At 70.0% G+C, this 17,012-nt stretch carries 15 protein-coding genes; 12 read left to right on the plus strand and 3 right to left on the minus strand.

Features of this window, described 5'->3' with window-relative positions; all coding sequences use genetic code 11:
- The first annotated feature begins 110 nt into the window (after window positions 1-110).
- The 11 genes from ACFOGJ_RS08600 to ACFOGJ_RS08650 all read left to right on the plus strand — a co-directional run bounded on the left by ACFOGJ_RS08600 (window position 111) and on the right by ACFOGJ_RS08650 (window position 13,502).
- Complete coding sequence (locus ACFOGJ_RS08600; protein WP_379899447.1) at window positions 111-1,382, plus strand: glycosyltransferase family protein; 1,272 nt, start codon at window positions 111-113, stop codon at window positions 1,380-1,382.
- Window positions 1,379-2,701 carry a glycosyltransferase family 4 protein gene (locus tag ACFOGJ_RS08605; RefSeq protein WP_379899448.1) on the plus strand — a complete coding sequence of 441 codons (1,323 nt, stop codon included), beginning with the start codon at window positions 1,379-1,381 and terminating at the stop codon, window positions 2,699-2,701. The genes ACFOGJ_RS08600 and ACFOGJ_RS08605 overlap by 4 nt, the downstream gene beginning before the upstream one ends.
- A 16-nt stretch (window positions 2,702-2,717) precedes the next feature.
- Entirely contained in the window at window positions 2,718-3,905 is a 1,188-nt protein-coding gene (locus ACFOGJ_RS08610; RefSeq protein WP_379899449.1) for a glycosyltransferase family 4 protein, read from the plus strand.
- Complete coding sequence (locus tag ACFOGJ_RS08615; protein WP_379899450.1) at window positions 3,902-4,546, plus strand: histidine phosphatase family protein; 645 nt, start codon at window positions 3,902-3,904, stop codon at window positions 4,544-4,546. Before ACFOGJ_RS08610 ends, ACFOGJ_RS08615 begins: the two co-directional genes overlap by 4 nt.
- Window positions 4,547-4,562: 16 nt before the next feature.
- Window positions 4,563-5,741 (plus strand): glycosyltransferase family protein, encoded by a 1,179-nt coding sequence (locus ACFOGJ_RS08620; RefSeq protein ID WP_379899451.1) that lies wholly within the window; start codon window positions 4,563-4,565, stop codon window positions 5,739-5,741.
- A 44-nt stretch (window positions 5,742-5,785) separates the two neighbouring features.
- Window positions 5,786-6,556 (plus strand): hypothetical protein, encoded by a 771-nt coding sequence (locus ACFOGJ_RS08625; RefSeq protein ID WP_379899452.1) that lies wholly within the window; start codon window positions 5,786-5,788, stop codon window positions 6,554-6,556.
- Window positions 6,557-7,132, plus strand: a complete 576-nt coding sequence (locus ACFOGJ_RS08630; protein ID WP_379899453.1) for a hypothetical protein — start codon at window positions 6,557-6,559, stop codon at window positions 7,130-7,132. It begins immediately after the preceding gene.
- A 185-nt stretch (window positions 7,133-7,317) separates the two neighbouring features.
- Window positions 7,318-9,210: an ABC transporter ATP-binding protein gene (locus ACFOGJ_RS08635; protein ID WP_379899454.1), complete on the plus strand. Its 1,893-nt coding sequence runs from the start codon at window positions 7,318-7,320 to the stop codon at window positions 9,208-9,210.
- Window positions 9,210-11,177: an ABC transporter substrate-binding protein gene (locus ACFOGJ_RS08640; RefSeq protein WP_379899466.1), complete on the plus strand. Its 1,968-nt coding sequence runs from the start codon at window positions 9,210-9,212 to the stop codon at window positions 11,175-11,177. Before ACFOGJ_RS08635 ends, ACFOGJ_RS08640 begins: the two co-directional genes overlap by 1 nt.
- Window positions 11,178-11,250: 73 nt before the next feature.
- Window positions 11,251-12,276 carry an ABC transporter permease gene (locus ACFOGJ_RS08645; RefSeq protein ID WP_379899455.1) on the plus strand — a complete coding sequence of 342 codons (1,026 nt, stop codon included), beginning with the start codon at window positions 11,251-11,253 and terminating at the stop codon, window positions 12,274-12,276.
- Window positions 12,273-13,502 (plus strand): ABC transporter permease, encoded by a 1,230-nt coding sequence (locus ACFOGJ_RS08650; RefSeq protein WP_379899456.1) that lies wholly within the window; start codon window positions 12,273-12,275, stop codon window positions 13,500-13,502. The genes ACFOGJ_RS08645 and ACFOGJ_RS08650 overlap by 4 nt, the downstream gene beginning before the upstream one ends.
- A 359-nt stretch (window positions 13,503-13,861) precedes the next feature.
- On the opposite strand, the gene ACFOGJ_RS08655 is transcribed toward ACFOGJ_RS08650, so the two are convergent.
- The 3 genes from ACFOGJ_RS08655 to ACFOGJ_RS08665 all read right to left on the minus strand — a co-directional run bounded on the left by ACFOGJ_RS08655 (window position 13,862) and on the right by ACFOGJ_RS08665 (window position 16,488).
- Window positions 13,862-14,473, minus strand: coding sequence for a hypothetical protein (locus tag ACFOGJ_RS08655; RefSeq protein ID WP_379899457.1), 612 nt, complete (start codon window positions 14,471-14,473; stop codon window positions 13,862-13,864).
- Window positions 14,474-14,673: 200 nt separating this feature from the next.
- On the minus strand, window positions 14,674-15,543 hold the full coding sequence (locus ACFOGJ_RS08660; RefSeq protein WP_379899458.1) for a class I SAM-dependent methyltransferase: 870 nt from the start codon (window positions 15,541-15,543) through the stop codon (window positions 14,674-14,676).
- A 48-nt stretch (window positions 15,544-15,591) separates the two neighbouring features.
- The gene (locus ACFOGJ_RS08665) at window positions 15,592-16,488 is read right to left on the minus strand and encodes an MBL fold metallo-hydrolase (protein WP_379899459.1); all 897 of its coding nucleotides are present in this window, start codon (window positions 16,486-16,488) and stop codon (window positions 15,592-15,594) included.
- Between the two features lie 268 nt (window positions 16,489-16,756).
- On the opposite strand from ACFOGJ_RS08665, the gene ACFOGJ_RS08670 reads away from it, so the two are divergent.
- Entirely contained in the window at window positions 16,757-16,936 is a 180-nt protein-coding gene (locus tag ACFOGJ_RS08670) for a hypothetical protein (RefSeq protein WP_379899460.1), read from the plus strand.
- Window positions 16,937-17,012 lie beyond the last annotated feature (76 nt).

A 17,012-nucleotide genomic window follows, 5' to 3' on the forward strand; every position in this document is an offset into this window, starting at 1 on the left:
CGCGCCGGTGCGGCGCGTCCCGCGGCCGCTGGCGGGCGCGCCCCGCCAGGGCTTGCCACCGTTCCCGGTGCGGGACCGGCCAGGCCCGTCGAGCGACGATGGTGACGCAGATGAAGGCAGAGCGTCTGGAACCGGCGGAACCGGGCAGGTCCTGGCGGCGGACGGGGAGTCGCGGCGGGCGGGTCCTGATCTACAGCCACGACAGTTTCGGCCTGGGCCATCTGCGACGCTGCCGCGCGATCGCCCACGACCTGGTCGAGCGGCACAAGGACCTGTCGGTGCTGATCCTTTCGGGCTCGCCCATCATCGGCAGTTTCGACTTCCGCAGCCGGGTCGACTTCGTCCGGGTGCCCGGGGTGATCAAGCTGCGCAACGGCAAGTACACCTCGCTGAGCCTGCATATCGACATTCAGGAAACCCTGCGGATCCGGTCGTCGATCATCCACCACACCGCCCTGACCTTCGACCCGGACGTCTTCATCGTCGACAAGGAGCCGCTGGGCCTGCGCGGCGAGGTGCTGCCGACCCTGACCCATCTGAAGGAGCGCGGCTGCCGCCTGGTCCTGGGCCTGCGCGACGTGATGGACGAGCCGCGGCTGCTGATCCCGGAATGGCGCCGCAAGAATGTCCGGCCGGCCCTCGACACGCTCTACGACGAGATCTGGGTCTACGGCCTGCGCGACATCTGCGATCCGCTGGACGGCATGCCGCTGTCAAAGGGGATCCGGCGCAAGATCCACTACACCGGCTATCTGCGCCGCCCGGCGCCGACCGACACCAGCCCGCCCGCCGACATCCCCGAGGAGATCGGCGAGAACTACATCCTGGTGACACCGGGCGGCGGCGGCGATGGCCAGGACCTGGTCGACTGGGTGCTGTCGGCCTACGAACATGACGACGGCATCCCGTTCCCGGCGATCATCGTGCTGGGCCCCTTCATGCCGCCGGAGGCCCGGGCGGAGTTCCACGAACGCGCCCATGCCCTGGACAATGTCCATGTCATGACCTTCAGCGCGCGGATGGAAAGCCTGCTGGTCGGCGCGGTCGGCCTGGTGGCGATGGGCGGCTACAACACGTTCTGCGAGATCCTGTCGCTGGACAAACGCGCACTGATCCTGCCGCGGACGGCGCCGCGGCGGGAGCAGGCGATCCGGGCGGAGCGCGCGGCCGATCTGGGCCTGGTCGGGATGCTGGCGCCGGAGCCGCCGCACGATCCGCGGGTCATGGCCGCCGCCCTGCGCGACCTGCCCGAACGGCCGCTGCCGTCTTCGGTGGTGATCCCGGGGCTGCTGGACGGGCTGGAGGAGGTCCATCACCGTCTGCTGCCCTGGCTCGGTCGTGCCGGCGAGGAGGAATCGCAGGTCGCCGCCGGCCGCCGATGAGCGAAGCGCGCAAGCCGCCGACCCGGGTCGCCCTGGTCCTGAAAGGCTATCCCCGGCTGTCGGAGACTTTCATCGCGCAGGAAATCCTGGCGCTCGAGCGGCTGGGCCTGGCGATCACCATCGTCTCCCTGCGCCATCCCACCGACCGCCACCGCCATCCCGTCCACCAGGAGATCCAGGCGCCGCTGGTCTACCTGCCGGAATATCTGTGGCACGAGCCGCTGCGCGTGCTGCGCGGCTGGTGGCAGGCCCGCAGGCTGCCCGGCTACCGGCGCATGCGCCGGCTCTGGCTGCGGGACCTGATCCGCGACCGCAGCCCGAACCGGGTGCGGCGCTTCGGCCAGGCCTGCGTCCTGGCAGGCGAGACGGCGGCCGCCGACCGGGCGGGCCAGGGCGCGCTTGCCGGCATCGGCCATGTCTATGCCCATTTCCTGCACACGCCGGCCTCCGTGGCGCGCTATGCCGCCTGCGCCCTTGAGCGGCCCTGGAGCGTGTCGGCCCATGCCCGCGACATCTGGACGATCCCCGACTGGGAGAAGCGGGAGAAGCTGGCGGGCATGCAAGCCGCCGGCGCCGCCTGGGCGGTGACCTGCACCGCCTATGGCGCGGCCCATCTGCAGGAGCTGTCGGGGGGCAGCCCGGTCGACCTCGTCTATCACGGCCTGGACTTCAGTCGCTTCCAGCCGAACCCGGAGGCGGCCTCGTCGCGGGACGGCAGCGACCCGGCCGACCCGCTTCTGATCCTCTCCGTCGGCCGCCTGGTCGCCAAGAAGGGTTATGACGACCTGCTGCGCGCGCTCGCCGCGCTGCCGCCGGACCTGCACTGGCGCTTCGTGCATGTCGGCGGCGGCGCCCAGGCGGCACAGACCGCCACCCTGGCCGAGGAGCTGGGCCTGTCCGACCGCATCGACTGGCGCGGCGCCCAGCCGCAGCAGGCGGTCCTGGAAGCGCTGCGGCAGGCGGACCTTTTCGTCCTGGCCAGCCGCATCGCCGAGGACGGCGACCGCGACGGCCTGCCCAACGTGCTGATGGAGGCGCAGAGCCAGCGCCTGGCCTGCATCGCCACCGGTATCAGCGCGATCCCCGAACTGATCCGCGACGGCGAGACGGGCTGCCTGGTGGCGCCGCACAGCCCGGACGGCCTGGCCGCGGCGATCGGGCGGCTGGGACGCGATCCGGCGGAGCGGGCAAGGCTCGCCGCCGCCGGCGAGGCACGGGTCCGCAGCGCCTTTGCCATGGAGCGCGGCATCGACGACCTGGCCGCCCGCTTCGTCATCGGCGCCGGGCCTGCGTCCGGCGCGCCGGACCCCGGTCACTGACCGGCCGCCGTCCGCCATGCGGATCGCCTTCTATGCACCACTGAAACCGCCGGTCTCGGAGATCCCGTCCGGCGACCGGCGGATGGCGCGACTGCTGCTGCAGGCCCTGGCCATGGCCGGTCACGAGGCGGAGCTGGCCAGCAGCCTGCGCATGCACGACCCCGCCGGCGACGGCCGGCGCCAGGCGGAGCTGGCGGCGGCGGCGGAAGAAGAGGCGGCGCGCCTGCTGGCCTCCTACGAAGCCCGGCCCGAGGCCCGGCCGCAGGCCTGGCTGACCTATCACGTCTATCACAAGGCGCCCGACATCATCGGGCCGCGGATCGCGACCGCCCTGGGCCTGCCCTACCTGATCGCCGAGCCGTCGGTGGCGGGCAAGCGGCGCAGCGGGCCCTGGGCGGACGGCTTCGCCCGGGCGGCGGCGGCGATCGCCCGTGCCGACATGCTGCTGTGCCTCACCCGGCACGACATGCAGGGCGTGGCGACCATCGCCGGGCCGGCGCGCCTGCGCCTGCTGCCGCCGTTCCTGGATCATCGGCCCTTCGCGGCCGCCCGCGCCGCCGCGACCGGCGACGAAGCGCGGTCGACCGGCCGCGCGGCGCTGGCGGCACGCTACGGCCTGGACCCGGACCGCGCCTGGCTGCTTGCCGTCGGCATGTTCCGGGCCGGCGACAAGCTGGAGAGCTATCGCCGGCTGGCCGCCGCCCTGGCCCGCCTGGAGACAGCCCCGCCCTGGCAGCTGCTGGTGGCCGGCGCCGGACCGGCGGAGGCGGAGGTGCGCGCCGCCCTTGCCCCGCTGGCGGCGCCGGTCGGCTGGCTGGGCCAGGTTGCGGAAGCCGATCTGCCGGCCCTCTATGCCGCGAGCGACCTTTATGTCTGGCCCGCCGCCAACGAGGCCTATGGCATGGCCCTGCTGGAGGCGGCCGCGGCGGGCTGCCCGGTCGTTTCCTGCGCGACACGGGGCGTGCCCGACGTCGTATGGCAGGGGGAGACCGGGCTTCTGGTGGCGGAGGACCGGCCGGCGGCGCTGGCAGCGGCGGTATCCTCGCTGCTTCAGGATGCCCCGCGCCGGCAGCGCATGGGGGCTGCGGCGGCGGCACGGGTGGCTGAGGAACGCAGCCTGCCCGCGGCCTCCCACCGGCTGGATGCGGCGCTGGCGGATGCCGCGGCGCATCGGGCGGCCGCGGATGCGGCCGGCGCCGGATGAGCCGGCGGCCCCGCGCGGTGGTGCTCGGCCTTCTGCGGCATGGCACCACCGACTGGAACCGGGAGGGCCGGCTGCAGGGCCGGGCGGAGCGCGCCCTGGACCCGGCGGAGGAGGCGCGGCTGCGCGGCGCAGCCCTGCCTGCCCTGCCGCGCTTCGATGCAGTGCGGGTTTCGCCCCTGCAGCGGACGCGCCAGACGGCGGCGGCCCTGGCCACGGGCATGCCCGGCTGGCCCGGCGCCACGGCGGAGGACAGCCTGGTGGAGATGGACTGGGGCGCATGGGAAGGGTGCCGGCCCGCCGACCTGCGGCGGGACCCGGGCTCCGGCTTCGCCGCGGCGGAGGCGCAGGGCCTCGACCTGATGCCGCCCGGCGGCGAATCGCCGCGCATGGTGCAGGACCGCCTGTCGCGGTGGCTGGCGGTGCTGGACCGGCCCACCCTGGCGGTCACCCACAAGGGGGTGATCCGCGCCCTGCTGGCGCTGGCGCATGACTGGCCGATGCTGGGCCGGGCGCCGGCGAAGCTGGATTGGCAGGCGCTGCATGCCATGCTGGTGGTGGATGGCAGGCCGCGGCCCTGGTGCTACAACCTGCCGCTGGTCGCGGCACCGGCCCGTTCGGGGAACGGGGCCGGGCCGGCATGAACAACGGGGTACGGTGATGGCGAAGGTCCTGTTCTATGTCCAGCATCTGCTGGGGATCGGGCATCTGCGGCGCACGGCGACCCTGACCCGTGCGATGCAGGAGGCCGGCCTTGCGGTTACCGTCGTGTCCGGCGGGCATGAGATCCCCGGGCTGGACCTGGGCGGCGCGGCGCTGGTGCAGCTTCCCGCCACCCGGGCGATCGACGAAAGCTTCAAGACCCTGGTGGACGAATCCGGCGAGATCGTGGACGAGGGCTGGAAGGCGGAGCGCCGCGAACGGCTGCTCGCCGTGTTCGCGGCCACCGCCCCGGACGTGGTGATGACCGAGCTGTTCCCGTTCGGCCGCCGGCAGATGCGCTTCGAGCTGCTGCCGCTCCTGGATGCCGCGCTGGCCGCCCGGCCGCGGCCGGCGATCCTGTCGTCGGTGCGCGACATCCTGGTGGCGCAGGCGAAGCCGGAGCGCAACGACGAGATGCTCGACCTGGTGGAGCGGTATTTCGACCTGGTGCTGGTGCATGGCGATCCCAGCCTGATCCCCTTCGACCGGACCTTTCCCCATGCCCGCAGGATCGCCGACCGGATCCGCTATACCGGCTACGTGGTCGACACCTCCGGCCGTCGCGGCGGGCCCGGCAGTCCCGGCCATGACGAGGTCATCGTGTCCGCCGGCGGCGGCGCCGTCGGCCGCCAGCTGCTGGAAGCGGCGATCGCCGCGAAGCCGCTGTCGCGCCATGCCGCGGCGCAGTGGCGGGTGCTGGTGGGAATCGCGGAGAGCGACGAAGCCTTCCAGGAGCTGTCGCGGATGGCCGCGGCGGCGCAGGCGGAGGACGGAAGGGGCGCCCTGGTCGTGGAGCGCGCGCGCGGCGACTTCCCGACCCTGGTCAGCAATGCGCGGCTGTCGATCTCCCAGGGCGGCTACAACACCACGATGGAGGTGATGCGCGCCCGGGTCCCGGCGGTGATCGTGCCCTATGCCGCACAGGCGGAAACGGAGCAGACCCTGCGTGCGGAACTGCTGCAGGCCCGCCGCCTGCTGCATGTGGTGCCGCAGACCGGACTGACCCCGCAGGCGCTGGCCGCAGCCTGCGACGCGGCGACCCGGCCGGCAGCCGACCCCGCCACCCCGCTGGACACCGATGGCGGGCCGGCGACGGCGCGCCTGGTGACGGAACTGGCCGCCGGACGGCAGGTCTGACGGGTGCCGGATCCGATGGCCGCCGCGGTGGCGGGAGGCACGGGATGACGGCAGGGCGGGCGGCAACCTGGTCGGCGCTGGACCAAGAACTGGCCCGCTGGGCGGCCGCGGGACAGGTCGCCACCTTCTGGTGGCGCGACGACGATGCCGGGACGGCCACGCCGGCGCTTACCCGGCTCCTGGACCTGACCACGGCCCATGGCGTTGTGCCGCTGCTGGCGACGGTGCCGGATTGGGCGGAACCGTCGCTGCCCGACCTGCTGGCCGGTCATGCGGCGGCAGCGGCGCAGCACGGTGTCGCCCATCGCGACCGTTCTGGCGGTGCGGGCAAGAAGACGGAGCTCCTCGACGGTCTGCCGGACCTGGAGAATGCGCTGCGGGACGGGCGGGTCCGGCTGGAGGCACTTCTGGGACCGCGGCTGCTGTCGGTGCTGGTGCCGCCCTGGAACCGGATCGGGCCGGTCCTGCGTGGCCGCCTCGGCCCGCTCGGCTATCGGGGCCTCTCGGCCTACAAGCCGCGGGCTGCAGCGCGAGAGGGTGCAGTCACGGTGGTGAACTGCCATTGCGACCCGGTGGCCTGGCACGAGGGGCGGGTGTTCGCCGGGGAGGCGGCGGCCCTCGGCCAGGTCGTCGCGCATCTGCGCGATCGGCGGCAGGGCCGGGTCGACGCCGACGAGCCGACCGGCATCCTGACCCATCATGCCGTGCACGATTCGGAGACCTGGCGGTTCCTGGAAGGCCTGGCGGACCGGCTGGCCCTGCACCCCGCGGCGTCCTGGCAGGATCCACGACAGCTGTTCGCGGGAACGCCCTGAATGCCGGGGCAGATCCCGGGCGCGGACCGGGGGCCGCAGGACGAGGCCGCGGCAGGCAGCCGCCATGCCTATCCGGCGGAAGGGGTCTGGGGCGAGGCGGCCCGCGCCCTTGTCGGTCTGGCCCTGGGGCTGGGCCTGATGCTGATCTCGCCGGCCGGCGGCACGGTGTTCCTTGCTGGAGCGGCGCTCGCCCTGCTGTTCGCGGCATTCGCCGCCGCAGTCTGGCGCCGCCGCGGCACTGTGGTGACCCTGGACCGCGACGGCCTGACCCTGGCGACCGGCCTGCCGGCCGGACTTCCGTTCGGCCTGTCCGGGCGGCGCCTGGACTGGTCGGACCTGCGGGGCATGTCGCTGCGCTATTTCTCGACACGCCGCGACCGCAGCGGGGGCTGGATGCAGCTGACCCTGAAGGGGCGCGCGGGCCGGCTGACCATGCTGTCGACGATCTCCGGCTTTCCCCGGATCGCCCGGCAGGCGGAGGCCGCGGCCCGGCGCAACGGGCTGGCCCTGGGCATTGCCACGGAACGCAACCTGCTGGCCCTCGGGGAGGGCCTGGAACGCCGGCCGCCGGCCTGACCGGCGATCATGTCCGCCACCCGCCTCAGCCGTTTGGCGGAAGCGGCGGCCGCACGTGTGGCGATGCCGGGCGGAATTGCGTAGGCTCCCTCCCCGAACGGGGCAATGATGCGCCGGACCGGCGCGGCAGGACGGCAAAGGGGGGCCGCCGCCGCGGGCCCGGCACGGAGAGGGAGCGCGCAAGAGTGGCGAATGTCCTCGAGGTCCGTGACCTCAAGGTCGAGTTCCACGTGAACGAGGGGGTCGTTCACGCGGTCCGCGGCGTCTCCTTCCGGATCCCGGCGGGGCGGACGGTGGCGCTGGTCGGCGAGTCCGGCTCCGGCAAGTCCGTGGTCAGCCAGGCGATCATGGGCATCCTGCCGGCGCCGGCGCGGATCACCGGCGGGCAGATCCTGTTCGACGATCCCGGCACCGAGGGACCGCCGGTCGACATCGCGCGACTGAAGCGGGGCAGCGCCGCGATGCGCCGGCTCCAGGGCGGGCGGATCTCGATCATCTTCCAGGAGCCGATGACCTCGCTGTCGCCGCTGCACACCATCGGCAACCAGATCGCCGAGGCGCTGAAGCTGCACCGCGCGGTCGACGCGAAGACGGCGCGGGAGCTGACCGAGGCGACGCTGGGCCATGTCGGCTTTCCCAACCCGTCGCGCGCCTACGAAACCTATCCGTTCGAGCTGAGCGGCGGCCTGCGCCAGCGCGCGATGATCGCCATGGCGCTGATCTGCCGCCCGGCGATCCTGGTCGCCGACGAGCCGACCACCGCGCTGGACGTCACGATCCAGGCGCAGATCCTGAAGCTGATCAAGGACCTGCAGGCGGAGCTCGGCATGGCGGTCCTGATGATCACCCATGACCTGGGTGTCGTCGCCAACATGGCCGACGAGATCGTGGTGATGTACCACGGCCAGATCATGGAAGCCGGCACCCTGGACGACATCTTCCGGGCGCCCGAGCATCCCTACCTGAAGGCGCTGCTGCGCGCCGTGCCGCGCTTCAACATGAAGCCGGGCGAGCGGCTGATTCCGATCCGCGAGATCGAGACCCAGATCGGCGGCCACCTGAAGAAGGAAAAGCAGGCCTGGCCGGAGGATGCCGATGCCGCCGGCCCGCTGCTGGAAGTCTCCCACCTGACCAAGGCCTTCACGATCCGCAAGGGCGGCTGGTTCGGCGGCGGCCAGGAAAAACCGGTGCTGGCGGTGGACGATGTCAGCTTCTTCATCCGCCGCGGCGAATGCCTGGGCCTGGTGGGCGAATCCGGCTGCGGCAAGACAACGACCTCGAAGATGGTGATGCGCGCCCTGTCGCCCGACAGCGGCACGATCCGGTTCAACGACCGCGGCACGATGGTCGACGTCCTGGACCTGAAGGACGAGGCGCTGTTCGCCTACCGGCGCAAGGTGCAGTTCATCTTCCAGGACCCGTTCTCGTCGCTGAACCCGCGGATGACGGTGGCCGACATCCTGACCGAACCGCTGGTGATCCACGGCATCGGCGACCGGCAGGAGCGGTTCGAACGGGTCCGCGAGCTGATGACCCTGGTCGGCCTGGATCCGCGCTACCTGCGGCGTTATCCGCACAGTTTTTCCGGCGGCCAGCGGCAGCGGATCGGCATCGCCCGCGCCCTGGCGCTGCAGCCGGACCTGCTGATCTGCGACGAGCCGGTCTCGGCGCTGGACGTGTCGATCCAGGCGCAGGTCCTGAACCTGCTGAAGGACCTGCAGCGCGACCTGGGCCTGACCTACCTGTTCATCTCCCACAACCTCGCGGTGGTCGACTATATCGCCGACCGCATCGCCGTGATGTGTGCCGGCCGCCTGGTGGAAACCGCGCCGCGGGAGACCCTGTTCAACAACCCGGTACATCCCTATACCCGCGCGCTGCTGTCCGCAGTGCCGAAGGCGGATCCGGACGCACGTCTGGACCTGACCGCGCTGATGGAGGGCAAGGCCTCGGATCCGGAGGCCTGGCCCGCGCCCTTCACCGTGGATGGCGAGCGCCGGCCGACCCTGGTTCACCTCGGCGAGGGCCACTATGTCCGCGCCGTCGATTCCGCCGACGCCATGGAGCTTGCTTCGTGATGTTCCACCCTGCCGCCACTTCCGGCGCCACCCCTGGCGCCCGCCGCGGATCCGTCGCGGCCCTGTTGCTGTTCGGCCTGGCTGCGACCGTGCTGCTTGCCGGAGGCCGCGACGGCGCCGCGGCCGAGCGGCAGCTGCAGGAGGCACCGGCCCTTGCCGAAATGGTCGCGAAGGGCGAACTGCCACCGGTGGCGGACCGGGTCCCGCAGCCGCCGATGGTGGTCGACCTGGAAGCCTCCGGCCAGACGGTCGGCAAGCCGGGCGGCACCCTGCACACCCTGATCGGACGGGCGCGCGACGTGCGGCTGCTGGTGGTCTACGGCTATGCGCGCCTGGTCGGCTACGATTCGCAATTCAACATCCGCCCCGACATCCTGGAAAGCCTGGAGATCAGCGACGGCGGGCGCACCTTCACGATGACCCTGCGGGCGGGCCACAAATGGTCCGACGGCGAACCCTTCACCGCCGAGGACTTCCGCTACTGGTGGGAGGATGTCGCCACCGAAGAGGAGCTGTCGCCGACCGGGCCACCGATCGAACTGGTGATCGACGGCGAACGGCCGAAGGTGACCTTCCCGGACGACCGTACCGTGGTCTACAGCTGGTCGCAGCCCAATCCCTATTTCATCCCGCGGCTGGCCGGCACCTCGCCGCTCTACATCTACCGTCCGGCCCACTACCTGAAGCAGTTCCACAAGACATATGCGGAAGCGGCCGATATCGAGCGCATGGTGGAGGAGCAGAACGTCCGCAACTGGGCGGCCCTGCACAACGCGGTCGACAATCTCTACGCCTTCGACAACCCGGCCCTGCCGACCCTGCAGCCCTGGATGAACACGACGGAACCGCCGTCGCTGCGCTTCGTCGCCGTGCGCAACCCCTATTTCCACCGGGTCGACCCGGACGGCATGCAGCTTCCGTATATCGACGAGGTGATCATGAACACCGCCGCCGCGCCGCTGATTCCGGCGAAGACGGCGGCGGGGGAATCCGACCTGCAGGCGCGCAACATCGCCTTCTCCAACTATACCTTCCTGCGGGAGAACGAGGAGCGCTCCGGCTACCACACCTATCTGTGGCGGACCGCCAAGGGCTCCCATTTCGCGCTGTTCCCGAACCTGAACGCCACCGACGACGTGTGGCGGAAATACCTGCGCGACGTCCGCTTCCGGCGCGCGCTGTCGATGGCGATCGACCGCATGGCGATCAACCAGACCCTGTTCTTCGGCCTCGCCGTGGAAAGCAACAATACGGTTCTGCCCGGCAGCCCGCTGCACCGGGACGAGTACCAGAACGCCTGGACGGAACGGGATATCGAGAAGGCCAATGCGCTGCTGGACGAGATCGGCCTGACCGAGCGCAACGGCGATGGCATCCGCCTGTTCCCCGAGAACGGCCAGCCTGTCGAGATCATCGTCGAGACCGCCGGCGAGGATACCGAGCAGACCGACATCCTGGAGCTGATCCGGGAGGACTGGCAGAAGATCGGCGTCAAGCTGTTCACCAAGCCCTCGCAGCGCTCGGTGCTGCGGAACAGGGTGTTCTCCGGCGATGCCGTGATGTCGGTCTGGACCGGGCTGGAGATGGGTGTCCCGACGTTCGAGATGTCGCCGGCGGAACTGGCGCCCACCGACCAGTACAGCCTGCAATGGCCGAAATGGGGCCAGTACCACCAGACCAAGGGCGCCGCGGGCGAGGCGCCGGACATGCCGGTCCCGAAGCAGCTGTACCAGCTTCACAAGGACTGGCTGCACGCCCAGGACCCGGCGGAGAAGAAGCGGATCTGGCACGAGATGCTGTCGCTCTACACCGACCAGGTCTTCACCATCGGGGTGGTCGCCGGGGTGCCGCAGCCGGTGGTGGTCAGCCGCAAGCTCCACAACGTGCCGGAAGAGGCGATCTACAACTGGGACCCGGGTGCCTTTTTCGGCATCTACGGCCCGGACAGTTTCTGGTTCGACCAGTGAGGGCGCCGCTTCCCGCCATCATCGTGTCGCCAGGCCATTACCCGGGCGCCGCCGCCCGGCCGGGGGAGCTGCCGTGCTGAAATACCTCGCCCATCGGGTGCTGGTGATGATCCCGACCCTTCTGGTGATCAGCCTGCTCGTCTTCGTGATCATCCAGCTTCCGCCGGGCGACTTCCTGAGCAACAAGATCCAGGAGCTCCGCGCCCAGGGCGACAATGCGGCCCTGGAACGGATCGACTTCCTGCGCACGACCTACGGCCTGGACCGCCCGCTGATCGAACAATATGCCGCCTGGATCGGCATCTGGCCGGGGCCGAACGGCTTCTCGGGCCTGCTGCAGGGGGACTGGGGCTGGTCGTTCGAACATAACCGGCCGGTGGGCGAACTGATCGGCGACCGCCTGCTGCTGACCCTGATCATCAATTTCGCCACGATCCTGTTCATCTACATCGTGTCGTTCCCGATCGGCGTCTATTCGGCCGTGCGGCAGTATTCCGCCGGCGACTACGGCTTCACCCTGCTGGGCTATCTGGGCCTGGCGACACCGAACTTCCTTCTCGCCCTGGTGCTGCTCTATTACGTCAACCTGTGGTTCGGCGTGTCGATCGGCGGCCTGATGGACCAGCAGTACATCGATCAGCCCTGGAGCTGGGCAAAGGTGGGCTCCGTCCTCAGCCACATGATCATCCCGGTGATCGTCATCGGCACCGCCGGCACCGCCGCGATGATCCGGCGGCTGCGGGCCAACCTGCTGGACGAGCTTCAGAAACAGTATGTCACCACCGCCCGGGCCAAGGGTGTCCCGCCGATGAAGCTGCTGGTGAAGTATCCGATCCGCATGGCGCTCAATCCGTTCATCGCCGATATCGGCAATCTGCTGCCCACCGTGGTGTCGGGGTCGGTGATCGTGTCGGTGGTGCTGAGCCTGCCGACCGCCGGCCCGATGCTGCTGGAAGCCCTGCAGTCGCAGGACCAGTACATGGCGGGCTCGTTCCTGATGTTCCTGGCCCTGCTGACGGTGATCGGCATGCTGGTGTCTGACATCCTGCTTGCTATCGTGGATCCGCGGATCCGGCTGACCGGAGGCGCGACCAAGTGACCGACCGCACGGCAGGAGAGGATCCGCGCCCCGCAGCGGGCGAGCCGGACACGGGCGCCCCGCAGGTCCAGCAGGGCGGCCGACTGCGGCACTGGAGCAATCCGGCGCCCTTCGATCCGCATTCGATCGAGGCAATGTCGCCGGAGCAGGAACGCTATTTCATGGCGTCCCAGTGGACCATGATGTGGTTCAAGTTCCGCCGCCACCGGCTGGCGGTCGGCTCGGGCATCTTCCTGCTGCTGGTCTACATCTCGATCCTGTTCAGCGAGATGATCGCCCCCTACGACCTGCACAGCCGCAATCCGCAGCGGATCTTCGCGCCGCCGCAGCAGATCAACTTCTTCCATGAAGGCAGCTTCGTCGGGCCCTTCGTGTACGGCTACGACTACAAGCTGAACATGAAGACCCTGAAGCGGGAGTACACGGAGAATCCGGACAAGGTCCAGCCGATCCGGTTCTTCTGCCTCGGCGATCCCTACGAGTTCTGGGGCATGGTGGAGATGCGCTTCCACCTGGCCTGTGCCGCGGAGGGCGGGACCCTGTACCTGCTGGGCACCGACCGGCTGGGCCGGGACATCTTCTCCCGCATCGTCTACGGCACCCGGATCTCGATGACCGTCGGGCTGTTCGGCATCGCGATCTCGTTCATCATCGGCATCGTCCTGGGCGGCATCTCCGGCTATTACGGCGGCTGGATCGACAACGTGATCCAGCGGCTGATCGAGCTGGTGCGCAGCCTGCCGGAACTGCCCCTGTGGATGGCCCTGTCGGCCGCCCTGCCGGTGACCTGGAACCCGATCCTGATCTATTTCGGCATCACCATCATACTCGGCCTGCTGGACTGGCCGGGGCTGGCGCGTGCCGTCCGATCGAAGTTCCTGTCGCTGCGGGAGGAGGATTTCACCACCGCGGCACAGCTGATGGGCGCCTCGCCAAGCCGGGTGATCGGCCGTCACCTGCTGCCGAGCTTCATGAGCCACCTGATCGCTTCGGCCTCGCTGTCGATCCCGACGATGATCCTGGGCGAGACGGCCTTGTCCTTCCTGGGACTGGGCCTGCGCCCGCCGATCACTTCCTGGGGGGTGCTGCTGAACGAGGCGCAGAACATCAACGTGGTGGCGCTCTATCCCTGGCTGATGGCGCCGGTGATCCCGGTGATCCTGGTGGTGCTGGCCTTCAATTTCCTTGGCGACGGGCTGCGCGACGCCGCCGATCCGTACAAGTAGGCGCGATCGCCCGACGGTATCCGGCCTTTTCGGCCTGCGCCGGCAGCTGGACGGGTTTCGCCCCGTCGGGCGGTCGTTTCCGGCCCCCGACGAACTGCAGGATTGCGAGAGCGTCTCTGGTTCGCAAGCCGCAAGGCTGGCGAAATGGATCCGGGCTCAGGGCCGGGAGGACGAGTGCGGCCGCGAAGCCGCCTGCACCTGGACTGGCAACGCTCCCGGCCAGGCCGGCGGGTGGTGTTTCAGCCATGCAAAAGGCCCGGATCCACCTGGAATCCGGGCCTTCGCTGGTTGAACGTTTGCCTGTTCGCGACGCTTCTACAGCCCCCCGGGCACCGGCAGGGCCGGTGCCGGAAGGCCGCTTACGCCGCGATATCGACCGTCGAGCCGGGCGGCTGCGCCGCCGGGCTGCCGGAGCCCGACTGCGATGCCGCAGAACCGTTCGCGATATTGAACGGATCGTCAGTGGCACCGCTGAGGTTGGTGCGGGGTTCCGACGTCTCGCGGTTCGCTTCCTCGTCGGCGGCCTGACGCGCCGCTTCCTCACGCTGGGTCGCCTGCGCCTGCTCCGCCGCCTGGGTCTCGCTGACCCCGAACTGCCCGGACACTTCCTCGCTGCCGGCCGTGTCGCCCGACTCGGCCGAAGCCGTCGTCGTGGCAGCGCCGGTCTGGCGGCTCACCGCATCGGTTGCTGCCGCGGAGAAGGTATCCTCAGGCTGAACCACTGCGTCCGGCGGGAAGTCGAGAATCGCTTCCTCGATCGGCGACAGCGGTCGCTCGGTCCCGGCAAGCTCTTCTTCCGATCCGGCCAGCTGGGCCTGGAAGATATTCTCGCCGGATGCCGGATTTTCAAAATCGCCCTGGCCGCCGGACCCGTCGCCCTCTGCATCGAGATCGCCGGGCGCTGTCACGCCGGACGCCTGGTCCGGCGCGACCCCATCTGCGGCAACCTGGGAGGTCTGGGCACCGTTCACCAGCGGATCAGGGCGCCCGTATAGCTGCGGACCCGCAGCTGCGCCTGCTATATCCACCATTGCACCACCTCGTACCAGTTACTCGTACGCACCCGTGACAGGGAATATAGGACAGGACCAAAGGAATTGCACGCCCATTCGGGAGAATCGTGCCAATTCGAGTCGATTCGGCTTATCCCACCGCCCGACGGGCCGGCCGTTCAGCCGGTCCGGACCATCCAGAGAGATGATTCCGGGCCGGCGGGCGGATCCAGCCGCCCCAGGGCTCCGGCGGCGATCCGTTCGCCGCGGGTCTGGCGCACGAAGCGGCTGGCAAAGACAGGGTCGAACCCGCCGAAGGCGAGCAGGGGTACCAGGGCGAGCTGCTCGTTATAGCCGCGCCACGCCCAGTCGGCCGGGTAGTCCCAGGGCAGGAAGATGTCGTGCACATGCACCAGGACCCCCGGCGCCAGACCGGGCAGGATATGGTTCAGCAGCAGATCGACATCGCTGCCGGGCATCAGGATGTGGCTGGAATCCAGGAACAGGATGTCGCCCGCCTGCAGCATCCGGAACAGGTTGCCCGGCGCCTTGTCGACCGTCTTCCGCAGCAGGGTCAGGTCCAGCGCCTCGATGCTGGCGCGCGGTGCCGGATCGATGGCGGTGAACACCGGCAGCCAGGACGGCGCCTCCGCCGCGCGGGCATCGGCGATGGCGCGGGCCATGAACCGCGTCGAATGGCCGGAGCCCACCTCGACGATACGTTCCGGCCGGCTGTGCCGCACGATGGTATAGGCGATGGCGGCGTCGAGCCCGCAGAACCAGTCCTGCCCCCAGCGCGGCGCCGGCGGCGGGTCGCCGCCGATCGCCAGCAGGCCGGCGGCAAAGCCGTCGAGCCGGTCGAGCCAGGCGTCGAAGGTCGGGCCGCTGGCGTCGAAGCGCGCGGCGACGGTGTCATAGGCCGCGCGGCTGCCCGGCGGCGGCATCTCCGCCGCGTAGCGATAGGGAATGAAGAAGCCCTCGGGGCGGCTGCCCATCAGGGTCCGCAGGCCCATCTTCAGGCGCCGCATGCGCTTGATGCCCTGCATCATGGCGCCGGCGGCCCCGGCCTGCGCGCGGCTTCGGGGCCGCGAGCCGGGTCAGGGGCGCAGCACCAGCCCTTCCCGGGCCACGACGGCACCGGGGCAGACCTCCGCCACCTCCCGCGCGACCCCGTCCATGAAGTCGTCGTCGTGATCCGGATCATGGTGGAAAACCACATATGTCCTGACGCCGGCCGCGGTGCAGAGCCGCGCCCCCTCCTGCCACGTGGAATGGCCCCAGCCGATCCGGCAGCCATGTTCGGCGTCAGTATACATGGCATCGTAGATCGCAATATCGGCACCTTCGATCAGTTCGAGGATATTGCGATCCGGCTTGCCGGCGACATGCTCGGTATCGGTGACATAGCAGATGGCACGGCCGCCGAATTCCACCCGGTAGCCGGTGGCCCGGTCGGGATGGTTCAGGGCTGCGGTCCGCACGGTGATGTCGGGATAGGGTGTCAGGACGTCGCCGCATGTGAAGTCGTGGAACGACAGCCGCGCGCCGAAGATCTCCAGCGGCACCGGGAACAGCGGCGCCATCATCATCTCCGACAGCACGTAGCGCAGGTCCCGTTCCGGCGCCAGGTGGCCGGCATGCAGGCGGAACCGGTTGCGCGGATCGAAGAAGGGGCCGAAGAACGGCAGGCCGCAGACATGGTCGAAATGGGTGTGGGTCAGGAAGAGGTCGACATCCAGCGGCGCCTCCTTCGCCAGGGTGCGGCCCAGATAGCGGATGCCGGTGCCGGCATCGAAAAGCAGGATCCGGCCGCCGGCGCGGATCTCCAGCGCCGAGGTATTGCCGCCGTAGCGCACCGTTTCCGGGGACGGGCAGGCGACGCTGCCGCGGACACCCCAGAAGCGGACGAAGAAGTCGGTATCGGTCGCCGCGCCCGGGCCACTCCCCGGCGCCGGGCCGGCCCCGGCGGATCCGTCCTGCGCGGCCCCGCTCATCGGCAGGCCAGCTCGCCGTCCGCTGCGGCAGCCGGGCGTCCCGCACCGACGGTGCGGCCGGGCGTCCCGCGCGCCGGGGAAGTAGTTATATCGATCCGATATAAGAAATTCGTGAATGTCATAGAATAAATATATATTGCCGGGCGACGGTGACTCAACTCGCGATCCGAATTGTGCGAAAGAATTGAGGTATCCACGTCACCGGCATGGACCACGACGCGGCCTCGAGTTCCGCGTCATCGGCCGGCCGCATAGGGGAGAGAGACGCATGGCGCGGAAGCTGTCCGGGCGGCCGGACCCCGCGGCACCGGCCTGGGTGGGGCTTGCCGCCGTGCTGGCGCTTCTCCTGGTTCATGGCCTCACCGGCCCCGCGCCGCGCCGCACCGTCCTCGATCGCGGCCCTTTCGAGCCGCCGATCGTCCTGTATCGCCTGGGCCAAGACGGCTAGGACACCGACTCATAAGCGCGCAGCCAAATTCGGACAGCAGCGAGCTTGATGAGTGCGAGGTAGTTTTCCGGCATTT

Origin of the sequence: Marinibaculum pumilum (assembly GCF_042646425.1) — a bacterium.
Lineage (GTDB): Bacteria > Pseudomonadota > Alphaproteobacteria > Ferrovibrionales > Ferrovibrionaceae > Marinibaculum > Marinibaculum pumilum.

What these genes read in the sequence shown, in the direction of transcription:
- ACFOGJ_RS08600 (WP_379899447.1), top strand. Translation starts at nt 111, where the DNA reads ATGAAGGCAGAGCGTCTGGAACCGGCGGAACCGGGCAGGTCCTGGCGG.
- ACFOGJ_RS08605 (WP_379899448.1), top strand. Translation starts at nt 1,379, where the DNA reads ATGAGCGAAGCGCGCAAGCCGCCGACCCGGGTCGCCCTGGTCCTGAAA.
- ACFOGJ_RS08610 (WP_379899449.1), top strand. Translation starts at nt 2,718, where the DNA reads ATGCGGATCGCCTTCTATGCACCACTGAAACCGCCGGTCTCGGAGATC.
- ACFOGJ_RS08615 (WP_379899450.1), top strand. Translation starts at nt 3,902, where the DNA reads ATGAGCCGGCGGCCCCGCGCGGTGGTGCTCGGCCTTCTGCGGCATGGC.
- ACFOGJ_RS08620 (WP_379899451.1), top strand. Translation starts at nt 4,563, where the DNA reads ATGGCGAAGGTCCTGTTCTATGTCCAGCATCTGCTGGGGATCGGGCAT.
- ACFOGJ_RS08625 (WP_379899452.1), top strand. Translation starts at nt 5,786, where the DNA reads ATGACGGCAGGGCGGGCGGCAACCTGGTCGGCGCTGGACCAAGAACTG.
- ACFOGJ_RS08630 (WP_379899453.1), top strand. Translation starts at nt 6,557, where the DNA reads ATGCCGGGGCAGATCCCGGGCGCGGACCGGGGGCCGCAGGACGAGGCC.
- ACFOGJ_RS08640 (WP_379899466.1), top strand. Translation starts at nt 9,210, where the DNA reads ATGTTCCACCCTGCCGCCACTTCCGGCGCCACCCCTGGCGCCCGCCGC.
- ACFOGJ_RS08660 (WP_379899458.1), bottom strand. Translation starts at nt 15,543, where the DNA reads ATGATGCAGGGCATCAAGCGCATGCGGCGCCTGAAGATGGGCCTGCGG.
- ACFOGJ_RS08665 (WP_379899459.1), bottom strand. Translation starts at nt 16,488, where the DNA reads ATGAGCGGGGCCGCGCAGGACGGATCCGCCGGGGCCGGCCCGGCGCCG.
- ACFOGJ_RS08670 (WP_379899460.1), top strand. Translation starts at nt 16,757, where the DNA reads ATGGCGCGGAAGCTGTCCGGGCGGCCGGACCCCGCGGCACCGGCCTGG.